At 69.9% G+C, this 20,444-nt stretch carries 13 protein-coding genes; 7 read left to right on the top strand and 6 right to left on the bottom strand.

The window, feature by feature from the left end; all coding sequences use genetic code 11:
* Positions 1–31 precede the first annotated feature (31 nt).
* Genes CDO81_RS06445 through CDO81_RS06435 form a run of 4 tightly spaced genes read left to right on the top strand, consistent with a single transcriptional unit; the run spans position 32 to position 4,120 of the window.
* Positions 32–1,564, top strand: coding sequence for a DUF4331 domain-containing protein (locus CDO81_RS06445; protein WP_088482265.1), 1,533 nt, complete (start codon positions 32–34; stop codon positions 1,562–1,564).
* 11 nt (positions 1,565–1,575) lie between these two features.
* Entirely contained in the window at positions 1,576–1,845 is a 270-nt protein-coding gene (locus CDO81_RS06440; RefSeq protein ID WP_144397149.1) for a hypothetical protein, read from the top strand.
* Positions 1,842–3,014: a tetratricopeptide repeat protein gene (locus tag CDO81_RS27975; protein WP_158218173.1), complete on the top strand. Its 1,173-nt coding sequence runs from the start codon at positions 1,842–1,844 to the stop codon at positions 3,012–3,014. The genes CDO81_RS06440 and CDO81_RS27975 overlap by 4 nt, the downstream gene beginning before the upstream one ends.
* A complete protein-coding gene (locus tag CDO81_RS06435; protein WP_158218172.1) occupies positions 3,011–4,120 on the top strand; it encodes a HupE/UreJ family protein in 1,110 nt (369 codons plus the stop codon). The genes CDO81_RS27975 and CDO81_RS06435 overlap by 4 nt, the downstream gene beginning before the upstream one ends.
* Positions 4,121–4,181: 61 nt before the next feature.
* Here CDO81_RS06435 and CDO81_RS06430 read toward each other — a convergent pair whose 3' ends face one another.
* Positions 4,182–7,523: a S41 family peptidase gene (locus tag CDO81_RS06430; RefSeq protein WP_088482262.1), complete on the bottom strand. Its 3,342-nt coding sequence runs from the start codon at positions 7,521–7,523 to the stop codon at positions 4,182–4,184.
* A gap of 266 nt (positions 7,524–7,789) precedes the next feature.
* Between CDO81_RS06430 and CDO81_RS06425 the strand changes: the two genes are divergently transcribed.
* Together CDO81_RS06425 and CDO81_RS06420 are read left to right on the top strand one after the other, a co-directional pair.
* Positions 7,790–8,614, top strand: a complete 825-nt coding sequence (locus tag CDO81_RS06425) for a PEP-CTERM sorting domain-containing protein (RefSeq protein ID WP_158218171.1) — start codon at positions 7,790–7,792, stop codon at positions 8,612–8,614.
* Between the two features lie 187 nt (positions 8,615–8,801).
* Positions 8,802–11,609 carry a penicillin acylase family protein gene (locus CDO81_RS06420; protein ID WP_088482260.1) on the top strand — a complete coding sequence of 936 codons (2,808 nt, stop codon included), beginning with the start codon at positions 8,802–8,804 and terminating at the stop codon, positions 11,607–11,609.
* Positions 11,610–11,630: 21 nt separating this feature from the next.
* Here CDO81_RS06420 and CDO81_RS06415 read toward each other — a convergent pair whose 3' ends face one another.
* Both CDO81_RS06415 and CDO81_RS06410 read right to left on the bottom strand, forming a co-directional pair.
* On the bottom strand, positions 11,631–12,527 hold the full coding sequence (locus tag CDO81_RS06415) for a 5'-nucleotidase (protein WP_088482259.1): 897 nt from the start codon (positions 12,525–12,527) through the stop codon (positions 11,631–11,633).
* Between the two features lie 28 nt (positions 12,528–12,555).
* Positions 12,556–13,548 (bottom strand): AAA family ATPase, encoded by a 993-nt coding sequence (locus CDO81_RS06410; protein WP_088482258.1) that lies wholly within the window; start codon positions 13,546–13,548, stop codon positions 12,556–12,558.
* Between the two features lie 216 nt (positions 13,549–13,764).
* Here CDO81_RS06410 and CDO81_RS06405 point away from each other — a divergent pair, with 216 nt between their 5' ends.
* The gene (locus tag CDO81_RS06405) at positions 13,765–15,321 is read left to right on the top strand and encodes a methyl-accepting chemotaxis protein (RefSeq protein ID WP_088482257.1); all 1,557 of its coding nucleotides are present in this window, start codon (positions 13,765–13,767) and stop codon (positions 15,319–15,321) included.
* 274 nt (positions 15,322–15,595) lie between these two features.
* Here the strand turns inward: CDO81_RS06405 and gspF are convergent, their stop codons facing one another.
* The 3 genes from gspF to gspD are packed head-to-tail and all read right to left on the bottom strand — an operon-like array spanning position 15,596 to position 20,442.
* A complete protein-coding gene (gene gspF, locus CDO81_RS06400; protein ID WP_088482256.1) occupies positions 15,596–16,807 on the bottom strand; it encodes a type II secretion system inner membrane protein GspF in 1,212 nt (403 codons plus the stop codon).
* 10 nt (positions 16,808–16,817) lie between these two features.
* Positions 16,818–18,242, bottom strand: a complete 1,425-nt coding sequence (gspE, locus tag CDO81_RS06395; protein ID WP_088482255.1) for a type II secretion system ATPase GspE — start codon at positions 18,240–18,242, stop codon at positions 16,818–16,820.
* A 10-nt stretch (positions 18,243–18,252) separates the two neighbouring features.
* Entirely contained in the window at positions 18,253–20,442 is a 2,190-nt protein-coding gene (gene gspD / locus CDO81_RS06390; protein ID WP_088482468.1) for a type II secretion system secretin GspD, read from the bottom strand.
* Positions 20,443–20,444: the final 2 nt, after the last annotated feature.

Here is a 20,444-nt window from a genome sequence, read left to right as displayed (position 1 = left end):
CCAAGCCGGCATCGCCACACAGGATGCTCCGATGAATACACGTCTCACCCGCAGCGCCCTGGGCGCCGCACTGCTTTGCCTGGTGTTCGGCGCCCAGGCCTCCAGCCACCGGGAAGCTCCGTTCATCACCACGGTGCCCAAGGTCGACGCATCAGACTTTTATCTGTTCCGCAGCTACGAGGCCGGGCGTGACGGCATGGTCACGCTGATCGCCAACTACCTGCCGCTGCAGGATGCCTACGGCGGGCCCAACTATTTCTCGCTGGACCCCAACGCGCTCTACGAGATCCACATCGACAACAACGGTGATGCCAAGGAAGACATCACCTTCCAGTTCCGCTTCAAGAACAAGCTGTCCAACAACGGCGCCGGCACGCAGCTGAACGTGGGGGGCAAGACGGTGGGGATTCCGCTGATCCAGTCGGGGGCGGTGTCCAACGTCAAGGACGCGAACCTGCAGCTCAACGAGAGCTACACCCTGACCGTCGTGCGTGGCGACCGCCGCAGCGGCATGGCGCAGGCCGTCACGAATGCCAGCACCGGTGCCACCACCTTCGACAAGCCCGTCGACAACATCGGCAAGAAGACGATCGCCGACTACGCCAGCTACGCGGCCAAGCACATCTACGCCGTCAACATCCCGGGCTGCCAGACGCCGGGCAAGGTGTTCGTCGGTCAGCGTCAGGACCCCTTCGCCGTCAACCTCGGCACCATCTTCGACCTCGTCAACGCGCCGGTCTCGGTCATCACCGACCCGTCGCTGATCAATGCCGCGCCCAACACCTTGGCCGACAAGAACGTCACCACGCTCGCGCTGGAGGTCCACAAGGACTGCCTGAAGTCGGCCGGCGACGATGTCATCGGCGGCTGGACGACGGCCAGCCTGCGCCAGGGTCGCTTGCTCGACCCCAAGCCGGCCAGCGGCCATCAAACCAGCGAAAAGGCCGGTGGCGCGTGGGTGCAGGTCTCGCGCCTGGGCATGCCCCTCGTGAACGAGGTCGTCATCGGCCTGAAGGACAAGGACAAGTTCAACGCCTCCAAGCCCAAGGACGACGCCCAGTTCGCCGACTACGTCACCAACCCCACCCTGCCTGCGCTGCTGGAGATCGCCCTGGGCCTGCCCAACACGGCGCCCACCAACTTCCCGCGCAACGACCTCGTCACAACCTTCCTGACCGGCATCAAGGGCGTCAACCAACCCAAGACGGTGGCCGCCTCCGAAATGCTGCGCCTTAACACCGCCATCCAGCCCGTGCCCTTCGCGCAGCAGAACCGCCTGGGCATCGTCGGCAACATCCTGGCCGGCGGCAGCGACAACGCCGGCTTCCCCAATGGCCGCCGGCCCAAGGACGACGTGGTCGACATCTCGCTGGTGGCGGTGATGGGCGGCCTGTGCATGGCCAACGGCGACACCGACAAGCTCGGCTTCGGTGCGGCCTGCAAGCCCTCCGCCGTGCCGCTGGGGGCGACCGCCTTCAAGCTGCACGACGCCGTGGACCAGGCCGTCGTGCCGCTGCTGCCGGCCTTCCCCTACCTCAACACGCCCGTCCCGGGCACCAAGTGAAGGAGGCCGCCATGCTGACGCGAAAGACTGCCGCGGTGGCCGCCGGTGCCACCTTCCTGCTGGCCGCCTGCGGTGGCGGCGATGACGGCTATGCCGTCACGCCCCCACCACCGCCGCCGCCCGTCGCTCCCACGGCCGTGCCCGACAGCGCGGTGGCCTCGTCGACCGCGCTGGTGAGCTACCTCGCCGCGCAGAAGACCGATGACGAGACCTCCGAGGCCCTGGGCCTGCCGACCGTGGACGTCGCAGCCAGCGACACCGAAGAGCCCCAGCCGCTGTGAGGGTCCTGCCGGCCTCCTTGCGGTGGGGCGTGTGGATGGCGGCGTTGATGCTGTCGCTGCCGTCGGGGGCCGAGCCCTTCGTGCCCCAGGACGACGCCACCGTCGTGCAACGCCTGCCCTATCGCATCGACGCTGCCGAGCGCCAGCGCCGCGCCGCGCTGGCGCGCGACCCGGGCCAGTTGGCGCTGGCCGCGGCCGAGGCCCGCGAGGCCCTGCGTCGTGCCCGGGTGCACGGCGACCCGCGCGAGCTGGGTGCGGCGCAGGCGGCGCTCGCGAACTGGTGGGGGCAGGCCGACGCGCCGGCCCAGGCCGTGCTGCTGCGCGCGCGGGTCCGGCAGGCGCAGCACGACTTCGACGCGGCGCTGGCCGATCTGCACCGGCTGCTCGCGCGCCCGGATCTGGCCCCGGCCGATCGTGCCCAGGCGCTGCTGGATGCCGCCGCGCTGCACCAGCTGCGCGCCGAGCTGCCCCAGGCGCGCGGGCTCTGCGAGCAACTGCGCGCCGCGGCGCCGCTGCAGGCATCGGCCTGCCTCGCTGAGCTGGACAGCCTCACCGGCCAGGCCCCGGCGGCCGCGCAGGTGCTCGCGCGACTGGGCGCCGACCGCAGCCCCGCGCCCTGGCTGGCCCTCATGCGCGCCGAACTGGCCGAGCGCCTGGGGGACGACGCAGCCGCGCCGATGCTCTACCGCCTTGCCTTGGCCGGGGAGGACGAGGTCTACACCCGTGCCGCGCTGGCGGATTGGCTGCTGGCCCGCCAGCGCGCTGCCGAGGCATTGACGCTGCTGGAGCGCAGCCCGGACGCCGATGCCGATGCGCTGCTGCTGCGCCGCGTGATCGCGATGCGCCAGCTGGGCCGCGACACCACGGCGCTTGCCGCCCGGATGCGCGAGCGCCTGAGTGCCGCCGACCGGCGCGAGCCCGGCAAACATGCGCGCGAGCAGGCGCGTTTCGCGCTCGACGTGATGCAGCAGCCGCGCGACGCCCTGCGTCTGGCACAGGCCAACTGGGGCCTGCAGCGCGAGCCTGCCGACGCCGTACTGCTGTTGCGCGCCGCGCTGGCAGTCGGCCGCGAGGGCGACGAGCCGCGCCGGGCGCTGGCCCGCGAGCTGCGCGCGATGGACTGGCAGGATGCCCGCCTGACCGCCCTCGACCGGAGCTTTGCGTCGTGATCCGCTGCCTGTTGTGGTTGACCCTGCTCTTTGCCGGCGGCGCCCAGGCCCACCAGGCCAGCGAAGCCTACGTCATCTACCGCGTGGACGGCACCCAGGTGCAGCAGCGCCTGGACGTGGCCCTGCGCGACCTTGACCGCGATCTGGCGCTCGACGCCGACGGCGATGGCGCGCTCAGCTGGGGCGAGGTCCGGACCCGCTGGCCGGACATCGAGCGCCTCGCTGCCGATGGCCTGCAATTCACGGCCGATGGCGTGGCCTGCACCTCGCTGGACCGGCCGACGCCCCAGCTCGAAGAGCACAGTGACGGCACCTACGCGGTGCTGATCCGCCACTGGCACTGCCCGTCGCCGGTGCAGGCGCTGGTGCTCGATTACCGGCTGTTTGCCCAGACCGATGCAGCCCACCGCGGGCTCGCGCGCCTGGAGGGCTCGCCGGGGGAGCCCCTGGTCCTGGTGCCGGGCGCGGGCCCGCGGCGGCTCCATGCCGCAGAGGGGCGCGGCCTGGGCGGGTTCATCGTGGAAGGCGTGGGCCACATCGCAGGCGGGCTGGACCATGTGCTCTTCCTCGTGACGCTGCTGTTGGTGGCCGTGTTCCGGCGTGATGGGGCCGTCTGGCAGCCGCGCGACGGCGCCCGCAGCGTGCTGGCCGAGACGCTCAAGCTCGTCACCGCCTTCACGCTGGCGCATTCGGTCACGCTGGGCCTGGCGGCGGGTGGCTTCATTGATCCGCCGGCGGCTGCCGTCGAATCCCTGATCGCCTTGACCGTGCTGCTGGCGGCGCTGGACAACCTGCGCCCCTTCGTGCCTGGGCCGCGCTGGGTGATGGTGGCCATGTTCGGGTTGGTACACGGCGTAGGCTTTGCCGGGCCGCTGAAGGACCTGGGCCTGCGGGGCGGCGCGCTCGTGCTGCCCTTGCTGGGGTTCAACGTGGGCGTGGAACTGGGGCAGCTCGCCGTGGTCGCGTTGCTGCTGCCGCCTGCCCTGTTGATGCGCGGCCAGCCGATCTACCGGCGCGGCATCGTGCCGGTGCTGTCGGCCGGCGTGGCTGCCCTGGCCGGCGTGTGGTGCCTGGAGCGGGCCCTCGGCTGGCAGTTGCTCGGTTAGGGGGGCTGCGTGGCCCGATGGTCCGCCCTGGGGCTCGCGGCTGGCAGGGCGGTGCTGGCCGTCAGGGCTTCACGGGCCGTGGGTAAGCCCCGGGCTTGACCTCGCGCACCGGCTCGGCCGCCATGCGACGCTTGAGCTCGGCGATGGCAGCGTCGAGTTGCGCGTCCTGGCCCAGGGCGGTGGCGCGCGGCGGGTTGTCGACCTCGATGTCCGGCGTCACGCCCACGCCTTCGATCAGGAAGCGCCCGTCGGCGTCGATCTGGCCGCTTTCGGCGGCGCGCATGATGCCGTTGTCCAGCAGCCGGTTCTGGTCGGACAGCCACACGCCTGCACCCGAGCTGCGCTTGCCGATGACCGGGCCGAGCTTCAGGCGCTTGAAGCCTTCGGAGAACGTCTCGCCGTCGGAGTAGGTGTCCTCGTTCATCAGCACCACGGTGTGGCCGCGGTAGACGTTCTGCATGTTGGGGTAGACCGCGGTGCCGGCCGGGGAGCGCGTCTGCCAGAAGGCCCAGGCCCGGCGCAGCAGCTTCTCGAGGATCCAGCTGTCGATGCTGCCGCCATTGTTGTAGCGCACATCGATGATCAGGCCCTCGCGGTCGATGGCCGCGTAGAACTCCCGCACGAAGTCGGCGATGTCCGCCGGGCCCATGGCGCTCAGGTGGACATAGCCGATGCGGCCTTGGCCCGCCTGCTCGACCGCGCGGGCGCGGCTCACGCGCCAGTCGTTGTAGCGCAGCTGGTTCTCGCGGCGCTGGGCCACCGGGGTCACGATGCGCTGCACCCGCTGTTCGCCTTGCTTCACGTCCAGCAGCACCTGCCGCCCCGCCTGGCCGCGCAGCAGTTCCAGCAGATGCGGCGCATCCGCCGTGGGCCGGCCGTTCACGGCCGTGATGATGTCGCCCACCTTCAGGTCGACCCCGGGGGCGGCCAGCGGCGGCGCTTCGCCGGGCAGCTCGGCTTCGTGGGCATAGATGGCGTCAATACGCCAGCCGGCTGGCGTGCGCGAGAAGCGGCCACCCAGGCCGGCGAGGCCGGGCTCGTCGGGCGCCGGGCGCACATCGCCCGGGCCGACCTGGCTGTGCAGGGCACCGAGTTCGCCCACCATCTGGGCCATCAGGTCAGCCAGTTCGTAGCGGTCGGTCACACGGTCCACCAGCGGCTCGTACTTCGTGCGCACCGCCGCCCAGTCCACGCCATGCATGGCGGCGTCGTAGAAGAAGTCGCGGTGCATGCGCCAGGCGTCGGCGAACATCTGCTTCCACTCGGCGCGCGGCTGGGTGGCGATCTGCCAGTCGCTCCAGCGCACCTGCTGCTTGGCGAGGTCGCCCGGTAGCTTGGGCGCGGCGTCAACGATCAGCACCTCGGGCGCGCCGCCGCCCTGGTTGCGCACCAGCATCAGCTTCTTGCCGTCGGCGCTCAGCTCGTAGCCGCGCACGTCCTGGGCCAGCACCTCGGGGGCGCCCCCTTGGTTGTCGATGCCGATGGACTTGAGCTGGGTCTTGCGGTCGAAGTCCTGGTCCAGGAACCACAGCCGCTTGCCGTCGGCACGCAGGGCACGGTAGTTGCCGGCCGCCACCGGCAGCTCGTACAGGCGCGCCGCCAGGCCCTCGAAGTCGATGGCGGGCTTGGCCTTCGGATCGGGCTTCTTGTCGGCACCGGGCTGGGCGTCGGGCTTGCGCTCGGTAGGGTTCTTGTCGGTGGTCTTCTTGTCCTGAGCGCGCTGCTCGTCGGCTTTCTTGTCGGCGCTGGATTCAAGTTCATCCTTGGCCGCGAACGGCGAGCGCAGGCCCGGCTGCAGGGCCAGGGCGTAGAGCTTGGTGCGCAGGCCGAAGAACGGGCCGGTGTTGCGGTCGCCCCAGGGGCTGCCGCCACCCGTGGTGGCGAAGTTGCGGTTGGACGCGAAATACAGCCACTGGCCATCGGGGCTGAAGGTGGCGGCGGTGGTGTCGTAGCGGTCGCTGGTCAGCGTGTGGGTGCGACCGTCGGCCGTGTTGTAAAGCTCCAGTTGGCTACGGTCAGGGTGGCGCAGCGAACGCGTCCAGGCCAGGGTCTGGCCGTCCGCGCTCCAGCCCTGCAGCTCGGGCGCTTCGCCGCGCTGGCCCTGGGCGATCTGCTTTGTGGATTTGGCCTTCAGGTCGGTCAGCCAGACGCGGTGTTCCTTGTCGGTGTGTGCGACCCAGCGGCCATCGGGCGACGGCAGCAGGGCCAGGCGCAGGGTGGTGGCGCCAGAGGTCAGGCGCTCGGGCTGGCCGCTGCCGTTGGCGGCAAAGCGCCAGAGTTCGGTCTCGCCGCTGAAGTCGCAGATCGCCAGCACGCTCTTGCTGTCGCTGCTGAACTCGCCCTTGCGGCAGCGGCCGTCAGCCGGCTGCGGCAGCTCGGCACGGCGCAGTTGCTGCACGCCCTGGGTCGCGAGATGACCCCGCGCGGCCAGCAGCACCCGCTCGCCGTTCGGGGCGAAGGACGTGTCGGTCAGGAAGTCCTGCGGCTTCTTGACCCAGCGCTCGCGTTGCTGGTCGAAGTCGCCCCCGAGGTGGATGTCGAGCTTGCGCGCGGCGGCCGGCTGTGCGAGGTCCACCAGGTAGAGGTCGGCGCCCAGCGCGTAGATGACGCGGCTGCCGTCGGCGGACGCGTGGCGGATGTCCCAACCCTTGTGCGTCGTGTGCTGGCGCAGGTCGCCGCCCTGGGCGTTGACCGACCACAGGTTGACGCTGCCGTCGCGGTCGGACAGGAAGGCGATGCGATCCTGGCCGCCCGCGCGGTAGGGCAGGGGACGGCGGTCGTTGTTGCCCTCGGCCAGCAGCGGGCGGGCTTCGGACTTGTCGGTCAGGTCCATGACCCACAGCCGGGCGATGGCGCCCCCGCGGTACTGGCGCGCGTTGTCGCTGCGCAGGCCGTTGCGGGTGAAGTACAGCGTGTGGCCGTCGGCGCTCAGGGCCGCGTCGCTCGCCTGGCCGACGGGCAACTGGCGGCGCTGGCCGGTTTTCATGTCGATGGCGAAGAGCTGCAAGCCCGGGCCACCGTCCAGCCCGGTGTAGAGCACCTCACCGGCCGCGGTGATGCCCCAGACCTTCAGGCCGCCGCCCTCCCAGGTCAGGCGGCGCGGCACGCCTCCGGCAACCGGCATCACGTAGATCTCGGTCCCGCCGTCGTACTGCGCCGTGAAGGCCAGCCATTGCCCGTCGGGCGAGACGGCCGGCTGGGTTTCCTGGCCGGGGTGGGTCGTCAGCCGCTGGGCATCGCCGCCCTGGGCGCTCACGCGCCAGAGGTCGCCTTCAGCCACCAGGAAGACCTGGTCGCCCCGCAGCGCGGGCTGGCGGTAGTAGCCCTGGGTGGCGGCGACAGCGCCGGTGGAGGCCGCGGCGAACAAGGCCAGCGTGAGGGCGGAGAGAGTCAAGCGGGGCATGGTGTCCTTCCAGGAAGCGGCGGCATTGTGGGCCGACCGATACCCCGGGCGATTCGTCATGTGGACAAAATGATTCGCGCCAGATGGGTGCATGCGCCGCCGCTGTGCACCGCTGCTGCACGGTGGTGCCGCTGAGGCGCCCAGACCACAGCCCGACCCCCGCAACCCCGGGGGAAGGCGGGTTCTCCGCGTTGACCGAATTTGACGGGGTAGTGAAAGTTGTCACGAACCCTTCTTCCTCCTCCCCACTGTCTGGAGTTCAGCGCATGTCTTCTCGAATCCTCCTGGCCGCCCTGGCCCTGTCGGCCGCGGCATCTGCCCAGGCCGCGGTGTCGGTGAACAGCACGTCGTTCACGTACAGCCAGAGCTTTGACACGCTGGCATCGTCGGGCAGCGCCAATACCTGGGGGAACGACACCACCCTGACGGGCTGGTACCTCTACAACAAGAACAATGCGGCCATCAGCAGCTACGGCACGGCAGCCAGCAACGCGGGCGGTTTCTTTGCCTTCGGCGCCGGCTCGGACCGTGCGCTGGGTGGCACCGGCTCGGGCGGCACGGTGTTTGGCAGCCCGACGTCGGGCGCGGTCGCCGGCTACATCGCGCTGGCCTTGACCAACAACACGGCGGCAACCCTCTCCGGCTTCACGTTCAGCTACGAAGGTGAACAGTGGCGGGATGGTGGTGTGTCAGCGGGCACGTCCGGCGGCAGCCTGGCCCAGACCATGAAGGTCGAATACGGCTTCGGTTCCAGCTTCAGCGCGGTGTCGTCCTGGACGGCGCTGGGCGGTTCCTTCCAGTTCACTTCGCCGGTTTTCGGCTCGACATCCACGAGCGGCGTGGCCGTGAATGGCAATGGCGCGGGCCTCGTGACCGGCCTGGGCGGCAGTGTGCTGGCCACCTGGGCACCCGGCGACACGCTCTGGGTGCGTTGGGTCGAGACCAATGACGTCAACAACGACCACTCCCTGGCCATCGACAACGTCAGCTTCAGCGTGACCGCCGCCGCCGTGCCGGAGCCCACCAGCTACGCGCTGCTGCTGGCCGGGCTGGGTGCGGTGGGTTTCATTTCGCGCCGTCGCCGCGGCTGAACTTGCCAGCGCTTTGATGACAGCGGCCCTTCGGGGCCGTTGTGCTTTGTGGCACCAGGCTGCGTGTCAGGGCGATGCCCGCGGCCTGCGGCTGCGTCCCCGGAAGCTGGCTCAGGCAGTCCCTTGTGTACACGGGTCGTGAGAGGCGGATAGTCGTGCGCGTTGCGATGCCCAGGGAGGGTTCCACATGCCGCGCCGTTTCATCTCACTCGCGCTGTGCCTTGGCGCGACCCTGGCCCAGGCCGATGTCAGCGACACGCTGTCTGCCTCCGCGGTTCAACTGACCGGCCTGACCGCGCCCGTCGAGCTGTCGCGCGACCGCAGCGGCATCGTCCATGTGCAGGCCCGCAACGAGGCCGACCTGTGGTTCATGCAGGGCTTCGTGCATGCGCGCGACCGGTTGTTCCAGATGGACCAGTACCGGCGCACCGCCAGCGGCACCCTGGCCGAGCTGCTCGGCACCGGGGCCTTGGCGTCGGATGTGCAGTTCCGCACCATCGGCCTGCGCCGGGCCGCTGAGAAGTCGCTCGCAGCCCTGTCACCCGAAGCGCTGGCCGCCCTGCAGGCTTACGCCCGCGGCGTCAATGCCTACATCGCGGCCTACCCACTGCCGGTGCAATACCGCGCACTGGAGCTGACCCAGGTCGCGCCGTGGACGCCGCTGGACAGTGTGGTCATCGGCAAGCTGTTCGCGGCCCAGCTCTCGCTGGAAACCGACATCGACAACACGCTGGCGCTGGCCGCCTACCAGCGTGCCGGCGCGGTGGCGGGTTTCGACGGCAAGGCCCTGTTCTTCGACGACCTCAACCGCGTCGCACCGCTGGACACCGCCTCGACCCTGCCGGACGCCACCCAGCGCCCGCCGCGCGCTTACGGCGGCCCACACCGCCCGCGTGCGGCCCAGGGCGCGGCCGTGGCTGATGACGTCGACCGCCTGGCCAGCCGTTGGCGCGAGCAACTGCGCCGTGTGCCGGCGCTGCGCGGCATCACGCAGCGCGACCACCGGGCCGGCTCCAACCTGTGGGCGGTCAGCGGGCGCTACACCGCCAGCGGGCGGCCGCTGATTGCCAACGACAAGCACCTGTCGCTGACCGCACCCGGCGTCTGGTACCCGATCGGCCTGAGCGTGAGCGGCGCGGCGGGCGCGCCCCTTCAAGCGGTGGGTGACAGCTTTGCCGGCGTGCCCATGCTGCTGGGCGGCTACACCCGCGACATCGCCTGGGGCAGCACCAACTCCCTGTTCGACGTGACCGACACCTACCAGGAACGCCTGGTGCCCGACGCCAGCTCGCCCAGTGGGCTGAGCAGCGTCTACAAGGGCCAGCTGGAGCCGGTCATTCCGATCCCGCAGACCTACCGGGCCAACCGGCCGGGCGACGGCGTGCCCGACAACCTCGTCACGGTGCCGGCCGGCGGTGACATTCCGCCGGTGACCCTCATCGTGCCGCGCCATGGCCCGGTCGTGCAGTTCGACGCCACCACCGGCTCGGCGCTGACGCTGCAATGGGCCGGCGCGGGCCCCACCCGCGAGGTGGACGCCCTGATGCGCATCATCCGCGCGACGACGGTGAACGAGTTCAAGGCAGCGCTGCAGTTCTTTGACGTGGGCGCGCAGAACTGGATCGTGGCCGATGGCCGCGGTGACCTGGGCTACTTCACCAGCGGCGAGGTGCCGGTGCGCGAAGACCTGCAGGCCGGCTTCGTGAACGGCCTGCCGCCGCACTTCATCCGCAACGGGCAGGGCGGCAATGAGTGGCTGCCGGTGCGCAACCCGCAGCCGCAGCAGGCGCTGCCTTACGAGGTGCTGCCGTTCTCCGAGCTGCCGCAGATCGTGAACCCGCCGGCCGGCTTTCTCGTCAACGGCAACAACGACCCGCTGGGCGTCACCTTCGACAACAACCCCTTCGACGAGACCCGGCCGGGCGGCGGCATCTACTACCTGTCGTTCAACTTCAATGACTCCACGGGCCTGCGCGCGGGGCAGATCACCGCACGGCTCAAGGAGGTGCTGGCACGCCGGCGCGTTCGCTTCGAGGACATGCAATCCATCCAGGCCGACAGCACCATCCGCGATGCCCAGCTGCTGTTGCCGCACCTGCTGCGCGCTTTCGACCGCGCCCGCCGCCCCGGCGCGCTGCCGGCGCTGGCCGCCCTGGCCGCTCAACCCGGCCTTGCCGAGGCCGCGGGCCGCCTGCGCCGCTGGGACTACACCAGCCCCACCGGCCTCACTGAAGGCTGGGACGCCGACAAGCCGGCGGGGCGCCAACCCTCGGCCGAGAGCGTGCGGGCATCGGTGGCCGCCACGCTCTACAACCTGTGGCGCAGCCGGCTGGCCGCCAACACGGTCGATCGCGTGGTCGGCGGCGCCGGACTGCCGGTGCCTGACGCCGGGCCGCTGCTGATCGCCTTGGGGCACCTGCTGGAGAGCTTCCCGCAGAACGCCGGCCGCGGTGCCTCGGGGCTGGATTTCTTCCCGGTGGCCGGTGTCACGGCCGCGGAGGACCGGCGCGACATCGTGCTGCTGCAAAGCCTGGCCGATGCGCTCACGCTCGCGGCCAGCGATACCTTCAAGCCCGCTTTCGGCAACTCCACCAACCAGGCCGACTACCGCTGGGGCCTGCTGCACCGCGTGGAGTTCAGGAGCGAACTCGGCGCGCCGTTCACGCTGCCGTCGCCGGGCAGCGTCTACCCGCCGCCGCTGTCCGGTCGCGCAGGCATTCCGGTCGATGGGAGCTACCAGACGGTGGATGTCGCTGGCTTTGAGCCGCGCGCCGCCAAGCCCGATGACTTCATCAGCCGGCACTCGGCCTCGCAGCGGCTGGTGGCCGAGTTCGCGCCCTGGGGCACCTCGCGCGTGGAGAACGTCTGGCCCGGTGGCCTGAGCGAGCAGCCGGGCGGCGTGGGCTATGCCCGTTACCTGAAGGACTGGCTCGGCAATGAGGCCGTGCCGCTGCGGCTGCAGGGGAGCGAGTCGGTGGAGCGTTTCAGGCCCTGAGCGTCGGCGTGCCGGTCGGGCTCAGCCTGCCGCGATGCCCGCCGTGACCTGCCCTGCCGGCACGTGGACCGCGGCGCTCTGGACATGACCCGCCTGGTCGTCGAAGAAGAAGTCGGGCTCGAACTCGCGCAGGAACTCGCCCTTGGCCAGGCCGCCGAGAAACATGGCCTCGTCGACCTCGATCTGCCAGTCCATCAGCGTGCGGATGGCGCGCTCGTGGGCCGGTGCGCTGCGAGCCGTGACCAGCGCCGTGCGTACATGCATGCCGCCGCCGGGCGACCGCTGCAGCCGGTGCAGCGCTTCCAGCACCGGCTTGAAGGGGCCGGCGGGCAGCGGCAGGTGGGCCCGTGAGGTTTCATGGTCACGGAACGCCGCCAAACCGTCGCGCTGGAACACCTGCTCGGCTTCGTCGGAGAACAGCACCGCGTCACCGTCGAACGCGATGCGCAGCTCTTGCGGATGCGCGGCCGAGGCGCGGGCGGCCTGCGGCATCACCCGGGCGGCTGCCACGCCGGCCTGCAGCGCCTGGCGGACGTCGGCCTCGTTGGTGGACAGGAACAGCTGGGCCGAGAGCGGCTTCAGGTAACGCCAGGGCGATGCGCCGCGGGTGAACACGCCGCGCTCGACCGGCAAGCCGTAGTGGCGCGCGGAGCGGAACACACGCATGCCCGAGATGGGGTCGTTGCGCGACAGCACCACCACCTCCACCTGCGGCGTGCCGCCCGCGTTGAAGGCCAGCAGCTTCTGGACCAGCGAGAACGCCACACCGGGGGGCGCGGGCTCATCGAGGCGCTGTTGCTGCAGGGCCATGTAGGCGCGGTCGTCACCGGCTTCGAAGACCTCGTTCTCGGCTTCGAAATCGAACAGGGCGCGTGAGGAAATGGCAACGACGAGTTGACCGTTCAGCGTGGCAGGCATGCCGGCATTGTCGGCTGCGCAGGCGGCCTCACTGCATGAAGCCGATGCGGCCCTTCTTCTGGCTGGCCGCGGGCAGGTCCTCGCACAGCACCGTGCCGCGCTGGGCCAGCCGGGCATTGCCGAAGCCTGTCATCCAGGCGCGGCGCATCTCGCGCGGGGCGAGCTCGGCCATGCGGTCGAGCACCGCATCGCTGGGCTGATCGTCGAAGCGGCGGCCCCAGTCATGGCTGCCGCGCAGCTTTTGATAGAGCCGCAGGGCAATCGCCTTGGCGGCGGCGAAGTCAGGCGCCTGCACTTCGAACACGTTGACCCGGTTCAGGATGGGGTCGGGAATGCTGCGCGCATCGTTGGCCGTGGCGACCCAGATCACCTGGCTGGCGTCGACCGCGACTTCGGCAAATTCGTCGATGAAGGCGCTGGCCGTGTCGTGCTCCAGCAGGCTGTAGAGCGAGCCGAGCGGGTCGTACGCGGCTTCACCACCGGCCTTGTCGATCTCGTCGACCACCATCACCGGGTTGGCGTACTCGCCCTCGACCAGGGCCTCGAACACCTTGCCGGCGCGCGCGCCCTTCCATTGGCTGGAGGCACCGGACAACACCCAGCCGGCGGTGAGCGAGCTCATGGAGACAAAGCCCATGCCGGTACCCAGCAGCTCGGCCAGCTGGCGGGCGAAATGGGTCTTGCCCACGCCCGGCGGGCCGAGCAGGAGCAAGGGCGTGATCTCCAGCGCGTCGCTGCTGTCGTTGCACAGCGCGATCTGGCGACGCACGTCGTCCAGCACTTCGTGGAAGTTGGGCAGTTCGTCGTACAGCGCCTCCATCGCCGGCAGGCCGGAGGGCTTGACCTGGAAGCGCTGCTCGCCCTTCTCCAGCATGCGTTCATAGGTGGCACGCAGCGACTCGTGCTCCTTGGGCGGCAACTTCTCCAGCCGCCGGCTGACCTCTTCGAGCCGGTAGATGCTGCGCATGCGCGCCAGCGGGATGCGGGGGCTGACACAGGTGATCGCGGTACTGCTGCTCATGGGGCGGTTCCTCGGCTTCGTTGCCATTCAAGCAAAAGCCGGCACGCTTGTGGACTCCGAGTTAGCCCGGATTCGTGCAGTTGTTGGGTCAGCTCGACAGCGGCGGCAGTTACAAATGTGTGAAGCAATTGGCACTGCTCTCGGGTTTACCCCTAAAAGTGCTTGGTGCCGGTGCGCCTGTGCACCGAACATGCGCGGTTTACAGGAGAACGCACCATGTCCTTGTTCACTGCGGCGCAGGGTTCCATCGGCCGACGTCTGGCTCTCGTGCTGTCCACCATCCTCGGCTTGCTGGTTCTCAGCAGCGCCTTGGCAGTCTGGGAGCTGCGCAAGCTCGGCCGCGAGGTGGACGACATGTTTGCGCGCGACCTGAAGGTGGAGCGTGCCGCGACCGACTGGATGCGCAACACCAGCTCCGGTGTGCAGCGCGCTGCGGCCATCGCCAAGAGCAGCGACCCCTCGCTCGTCGAGTACTTCGCGCCGGCCTCGGCTGCGGCCATCGCGGAAACCAACGAGTTGCAGAAGCTCATCGAGTCGGAGCTGGACTCGCCCGAGGAGCGCGAGCTGTTCGCGCGCATCGGCGAGCTGCGCAAGGCCTATCTCGCCGCACGCGATGCGGTGAGCAAGGCCAAGAAGGCGGGCGATGTGGAAGGTGCGAGCAAGATTTTCGCGGAGCAGTTCGAGCCCACGTCCAAGAGCTATCTGGAAGGGGTGTCCCAGATGGCCGCCCGCCAGCGCAGCCAACTCGATGCCTCGGGCCAGCGCGTGGAAGCGCTGCGCTCGCGCACCGTGGCCGTGCTGGTCGGCGCCACGGCCATGGCCCTGGTCATTGGCATTGCGCTGAGCGTGCTGCTCACGCGCAGCATCACCGGCCCACTGCGCACCGCTGAGCGCGTCGCGCACGAGATCGCTGACATGAACCTCAGCGGCGACGCCCAGCGCCACTACGGCTCGGACGAAACTGGCCAGCTGCTGCGCGCCCTCGACGCCATGCGCGAAGCGCTGCGCCAGGCTTTGCAGCAGGTGCGCGGCGTGGTCGACAACATCACCACCGCCAGCAGCGAGATCGCCAGCGGCAATGCCGACCTGAGCGCGCGCACCGAGCAGACCGCCTCCAACCTGGAGGAGACCGCCAGCGCCATGGAAGAGCTCACCAGCACCGTGCGCCACAGTGCCGACTCGGCCGCCCAGGCCAACCAGCTTGCGACCTCGGCCACGCAGGTGGCCGTGCGCGGCGGCGAAGTGGTCAACCAGGTGGTGAGCACCATGACGGCCATCCATGCCTCCAGCCGCCGCATCGGCGACATCATTGGCACCATTGACGGCATCGCCTTCCAGACCAACATCCTGGCGCTGAACGCCGCCGTGGAAGCCGCGCGGGCCGGCGAGCAAGGCCGCGGCTTCGCGGTGGTGGCTGGTGAGGTGCGCACCCTGGCACAGCGTAGCGCCGAAGCCGCCCGCGAGATCAAGGCGCTGATCGGCGCCAGTGTCGACCAGGTCGAGGCCGGCGCCCGCCTCGTCGAAGAGGCTGGCGGCACCATGACCGAGATCGTCACCAGCGTGCAGCGCGTGACCGACATCGTCGGCGAGATCAGCACCGCCGCCACGGAGCAGAGCCAGGGCATCGGCCAGGTCAACGTCGCCGTGGCCGACCTCGACAAGATGACCCAGCAGAACGCCGCCCTCGTCGAGGAATCCACCGCCGCCGCCGAAAGCCTCAAGGACCAGGCCGCACGCCTCAGCGGCGTCGTGGCGACCTTCAGGCTCCGCTGAAGCCTCGCGTCGGTTCACCGTCCGACTGCACGGCAGAACAACCCGGCGTTGGCGATGCGCGCGATAGCGCCGCATCCCCTCCAGCAGCTCGCGCTGATCCGGCTCTGCCGGTCAGCCGCGAGCGCCCCCTTGAGGGGGCCGCAGCTTTGCTGCGGTAGGGGGTGGGCTGCTTCCCGCCGCACCCCCTCCAGCGGCTCGCGCTGATCCGGCTTCGCCGGTCAGCCGCGAGCGCCCCCTTGAGGGGGCCGCAGCTTCGCTGCGGTAGGGGGTGGGTTTACCGGACCCAGGTGTTGAGCTGAATGATCGGCAAGAGCACCGCCAGCACGATCAGCAGCACCACGGCGCCCATCGCGACGATGAGCAGTGGCTCCAGCAACGTGGCCGCAGCCATCGCGCGGCGCTGGACTTCGGTGCCGAGCTGCTTGGCGGCCCGCCCCAGCATGTCGGGCAGTTCGCCGGTCTGCTCGCCCAGGCGGGCGAACATCGCGAGGATGCCGGGGAAGCGCTTCTTGCCCGCCAGGGCCGAGCCCAAGGGTGCGCCTTCGCGCACCATCACGAGGGCGTCGAGCGCATCGGCCTGCATGGCCCGGTTGGAGAGCGTCTCGGCCGCGGCCTGCAGCGCCTTCAGGATCGGCACGCCCGAGGCGGCCAGCATGGCCAGGGTGCCGGCAAAGCGCGCCGCGTTGTAGCCCCGTGTGAGCCGCCCGAGCAGCGGCAGACCCAGCACGCCCGCATCGAAGCGCAGTCGGAAGGCTGGCGCCTTGAGCGCATAGCGCAGGCCCACGCCGGCTGCGATCAGGCCCGCGAGCATCGCCCAGCCCCAGGCCCTCACGAAGTCGCTGATGGCGAGCATCGCCACGGTGAGCGCAGGCAGGGTGCGCTTGGAGCTGGTGAAGACGGTCGCGATCTGCGGCACGACATAGGTCACCAGGAAGATGATGATGAACACCGAGATCAGCGAAACGATGGCCGGGTAGGCCATGGCACCCACGACCTTGGCCTTGAGGTCCTGGCGTTCCTCCAGGTCGTCGGCGAGCTTTTCCAGCACCTGGCCGAGGGCGCCGCTTTGTTCGCCGGCGGCGACCACGCCGCGGTAGACATCGTCGAACTCGCGCGGTGCCGAGGCCAGCGCCCGCGCGAACGCCGAGCCGGCATTCACCTCGGCCTTGAGCTGGCTGATGAGCTCACGCTGGCGGGTGTCTTCGCTTTCCTCGGCCAGGGCCGTCAGGGCTCGCTCGATGGGCAGCCCGGAGCCGACCAGACCGGCCAACTGGCGCGTCCACACCGCCAGGGCGGTGGGGTTGAACACGCGGCGCGTGAAGCGGCTGCCCTCCTGAGCGCCGTGCTGCTGCACGGTGTCGATGGACAGCGGCGTCAGGCCCAGCGCGCGCACCGCGGCGCGGGCGGCGCGCGGGTTGTCGGCCTCGATCAGGCCGCTGCTCTGGCGGCCGGCCTCGGTGAGGGCTTCGTACTTGTAGGCTGGCACGGCGCTTCGCCTACTCGCGGGTCACGCGGAGCACTTCTTCGAGCGAGGTCACGCCGGCCGCGATGAGCCGCTCGCCGTCCTCGCGCATCGAGCGCAGACCGGCAGCCTGGGCAGCCGCCTGCAGCTCGCTCTCGGCTGCGCGGTTGTGGATGAGGCTGCGCACGGCGTCATCGGCCACCATCAGCTCGTACACGCCCGTGCGGCCCTTGTAGCCGGTGTGGCCGCAGGCCTCACAGCCCACGGGGTGCCAGTGGCCTTCGCCGTCCTGGCGCTTGCACACCGGGCACAGCCGCCGTACCAGGCGTTGGGCCAGCACGCCCAACAGCGAGCTGCTGAGCAGGAAGGGCTCGACGCCCATGTCGGTCAGCCGAGTGACGGCGCTGGGTGCGTCGTTGGTGTGGAGGGTGGCCAGCACCAGGTGACCGGTGAGCGAGGCCTGGATGGCGATCTGCGCGGTCTCGTAGTCGCGGATCTCGCCGATCATGATGACGTCCGGGTCCTGGCGCAGGATGGCGCGCAGGGCCTTGGCGAAGGTCAGGTCGATCTTGCTGTTGACCTGGGTCTGTCCGATGCCGGGCAGCTCGTATTCGATCGGGTCTTCCACGGTCAACACGTTGGTGGTGCTGGTGTCGACCGTTTGCAGCGAGGCGTAGAGCGAAGTCGTCTTGCCCGAGCCGGTCGGTCCGGTCACAAGCACGATGCCGTGCGGCTGCTGGACCAGCTGCTTGAAGGCCGACAGCACCTTGCCATCCATGCCCAGGCCTTCGAGCGTGAACTTGGATTCGCTCTTGTCGAGCAGGCGCAGCACGGCGCGTTCTCCGTGGGCGGACGGCAGGGTGGACACCCGCACATCAATGGCGCGGCCGCCGATGCGCAGCGAGATGCGACCGTCCTGCGGCAGGCGCTTCTCGGCGATGTCGAGCTCGGCCATGATTTTCAGGCGCGAGATCAGGGCCGCGTGCAGGGCCCGGTTGGGCTGCACCACCTCGCGCAAGGTGCCATCCACGCGGAAGCGCACCGAGCTGCTGCGCTCGTAGGGCTCGATGTGGATATCGCTCGCGCCGTCCTTGGCCGCCTGCGTGAGCAGGGCGTTGAGCATGCGGATGATGGGCGCGTCGTTGGCGGCTTCCAGCAGGTCTTCCACCGCGGGCAGGTCCTGCATCATGCGCGACAGGTCCACCGCGCTCTCCACCTCGCCCACCACCACGGCGGCACTGCTCTCGCTGCCGGCGTAGGCGGCATTGATGCGCTCGGCCAGCGATGGCGCCGCCTCCGATTCCAGGCGGTCCACGGCATACAGGCGCTGCACTTCGGACAGCGTGGCCCAGCCGACGTCGGGCGGTGCCCACAGCGTCAGCGTGCTGCCGTCGTCTTCCAGCAGCACGGTGTTGGCCTTGGCGAAGGCGTAGGGCAGGGGGTGGCGGGTCGCGGCCATGGCAGAGGGCTTATTGCTGCGGCAGCGGCTTGCGCGGCGACGCGTCCTTGGCTTCCGGCAGGACGGGCGCGCCGGTGTCGGGCAGCAGCATGTTCTTCTGGGGCTGCGCGCCCTGCTGCACGGCGCGGATGCTTTCGTAGCGGTCCATGGACAGCTGGTTGGCGCTCTCCGCCGTGCGCATGACCACGGGGCGCAGGAAGACCATCAGGTTGGTCTTCACGCGCTTGCGGTTCTTGCTCGTGAACAAGTTGCCCAGCACCGGGATCTTGGACAGGCCCGGCACGCCATCGTCGCCGTCGGTGTACTCGTCCTTCAGCAGGCCGCCCAGCACGATGACGTCGCCATCGTCCACCACGACGCTGGTCTCGATGGCGCTCTTGTCCAGTGTCGGGCCGGTGGTGCCGCTGGAGCCGGGCACGACCGACGAGTTCTCCTGGTAGACCACCATGCGCACCGTGCCGCCCTCGCCGATCTGGCTCTTCACCTTCAGCGTCAGGCCCACGTCCTTGCGGTCGACGGTGGTGAAGGGGTTGACGGTGCCGCTGGTGGAGGTGCTGGCGTAGGAGCCCGTCACGAAAGGCACGTTCTGGCCGATGACGATGCGGGCCTCCTCGTTGTCCAGCGACACCAGGTTGGGTGTGGACAGCACGTTGGCGCCGCTCTGGCTCTCGAAGAAGTTGGCCACGGCGCCCAGCGTGTAGATGCTGCCGAACTTCTTCAGCAGGCCGATGTTCAGGCCGGTCGGCGCTGCGGCGCTGCTCAGCGCCGAGGTCACGCCCGACGTGCCATTGGCCACCGCGCCGGTCGCGTTGATGATGTTGGACAGGCCGGTGCCGAAGTTGGTGCCTGCGCCCGGAATGGTGGCGTCCCCCTTGCTGCCGAACAGGCTCTGCCACTGCACGCCGAACTGCGCCGCCTTGGTGTTGTCGATCTTGACGATGAGCGACTCCACGTAGACCTGGGCGCGGCGGGCGTCGAGCTGCTCGATGACCGCGCGCACCTGGCGGTACAGCGGCTCGGGCGCCGTGATGATCAGCGAATTGGTGGACGGGTCGGCCTGCACGAAGCCACCCGTCGACGGCCCGGCCGACTGGCTCAGCGGTGACGTGGCGGCCGTGGAATTCATGCCGCCGCTGTTGGTGCCTGTGCTGCTGGTGCTGCCGGTGAGCGTCTGGTTGGTGTTGTTGTTCGTGCCGGCCGACAGCAGGCTGCCGGTGCCGCTGGCACTGCTGCCGCCGCTGTTGCTGTTGGCCGAGGCGGCCGCGCCGAACGCAGCGCGCAGCACGGTGGCCAGCTTCACGGCGTCGGCGTTCTTCAGGTAGACGACGCGGATGCTGTTGCCGCCGTCGCTGCTGGGCTGGTCGAGCTTGTCGACCATGGCGCGCACGGCAGCGAGCCGGGCGGGGTTGCTGGCGCGCAGGATGAGGCCGTTGGCGCGCGGGTCGACCAGCACGTTGACGGTGCTGCTGCTCTGCCCCGGCACCGCGGCGCCGGCGGGCGTGCCGCCATCGGCCAGGCGCTGCACCAGCGGCGCCAAGTCGGCTGCCACGGCGTGTTTGAGCGGCACGATCTCGATGTCGCTCGTGCCCGGCGTGTCCATCGCCGCGATGATCTTGGCGATGCGCTGCAGGTTGTCGGCGTAGTCGGTGATGACCAGGCTGTTGTTGCCCGGGTTGGCATTGATGGTGTTGTTGGGGCTGATCAGCGGGCGCAGCGTCGCGACGAGGTTGTTGGCGTTCTCGTGCTGGATGCGGAAGATCTGCGTGATGATCTGGTCGCCCCGGATGTTGCTGGACTCGACGGCCACCGAGCCGGCCTGAACCTTGGCGTCCGGCTCGGGCAGCACCTTCAGGAAGCCGGCCGACTCCACCACCGTGAAGCCCAGGCCGCGCAGCGCGGCGAGGTAGTTGCGGTAGGCGTCGGCCACCGAGACGGGCTGCTCGCTGTAGACCGTGATCGTGCCCTTCACGCGCGGGTCGATGATGATCTGGCGGTTGAGCATCACGCCGATCGCGCGGGTCACGGCCTCGATGTCGGCATTGACGAAGTTCAGCGTCACCGGGGAGCTGGCCTTGACGGCCGGGCCCGCGGGCCGGCCGCGCTGCACGTGGGCGTTGTCGGGCTGTGCGGCGGCCGTGCCGGCTGCCAGCAACAGGGCCGTGATGGCGGCGGCGGAGGTGGCGGTGCGGTGGAGATTCATGA

The organism is Roseateles puraquae, from assembly GCF_002205845.1.
GTDB lineage: Bacteria > Pseudomonadota > Gammaproteobacteria > Burkholderiales > Burkholderiaceae_C > Pelomonas > Pelomonas puraquae.
Note: the sequence above shows the minus strand (reverse complement) of the source record. Positions and strands in the feature narration are given on the sequence as shown.

What these genes read in the sequence shown, in the direction of transcription:
- CDO81_RS06415 (WP_088482259.1), bottom strand. Translation starts at nt 12,527, where the DNA reads ATGCCTGCCACGCTGAACGGTCAACTCGTCGTTGCCATTTCCTCACGC.
- CDO81_RS06445 (WP_088482265.1), top strand. Translation starts at nt 32, where the DNA reads ATGAATACACGTCTCACCCGCAGCGCCCTGGGCGCCGCACTGCTTTGC.
- CDO81_RS06425 (WP_158218171.1), top strand. Translation starts at nt 7,790, where the DNA reads ATGTCTTCTCGAATCCTCCTGGCCGCCCTGGCCCTGTCGGCCGCGGCA.
- gspE (WP_088482255.1), bottom strand. Translation starts at nt 18,242, where the DNA reads ATGGCCGCGACCCGCCACCCCCTGCCCTACGCCTTCGCCAAGGCCAAC.
- CDO81_RS06405 (WP_088482257.1), top strand. Translation starts at nt 13,765, where the DNA reads ATGTCCTTGTTCACTGCGGCGCAGGGTTCCATCGGCCGACGTCTGGCT.
- CDO81_RS06440 (WP_144397149.1), top strand. Translation starts at nt 1,576, where the DNA reads ATGCTGACGCGAAAGACTGCCGCGGTGGCCGCCGGTGCCACCTTCCTG.
- gspD (WP_088482468.1), bottom strand. Translation starts at nt 20,442, where the DNA reads ATGAATCTCCACCGCACCGCCACCTCCGCCGCCGCCATCACGGCCCTG.
- CDO81_RS06430 (WP_088482262.1), bottom strand. Translation starts at nt 7,523, where the DNA reads ATGCCCCGCTTGACTCTCTCCGCCCTCACGCTGGCCTTGTTCGCCGCG.
- CDO81_RS06410 (WP_088482258.1), bottom strand. Translation starts at nt 13,548, where the DNA reads ATGAGCAGCAGTACCGCGATCACCTGTGTCAGCCCCCGCATCCCGCTG.
- CDO81_RS06420 (WP_088482260.1), top strand. Translation starts at nt 8,802, where the DNA reads ATGCCGCGCCGTTTCATCTCACTCGCGCTGTGCCTTGGCGCGACCCTG.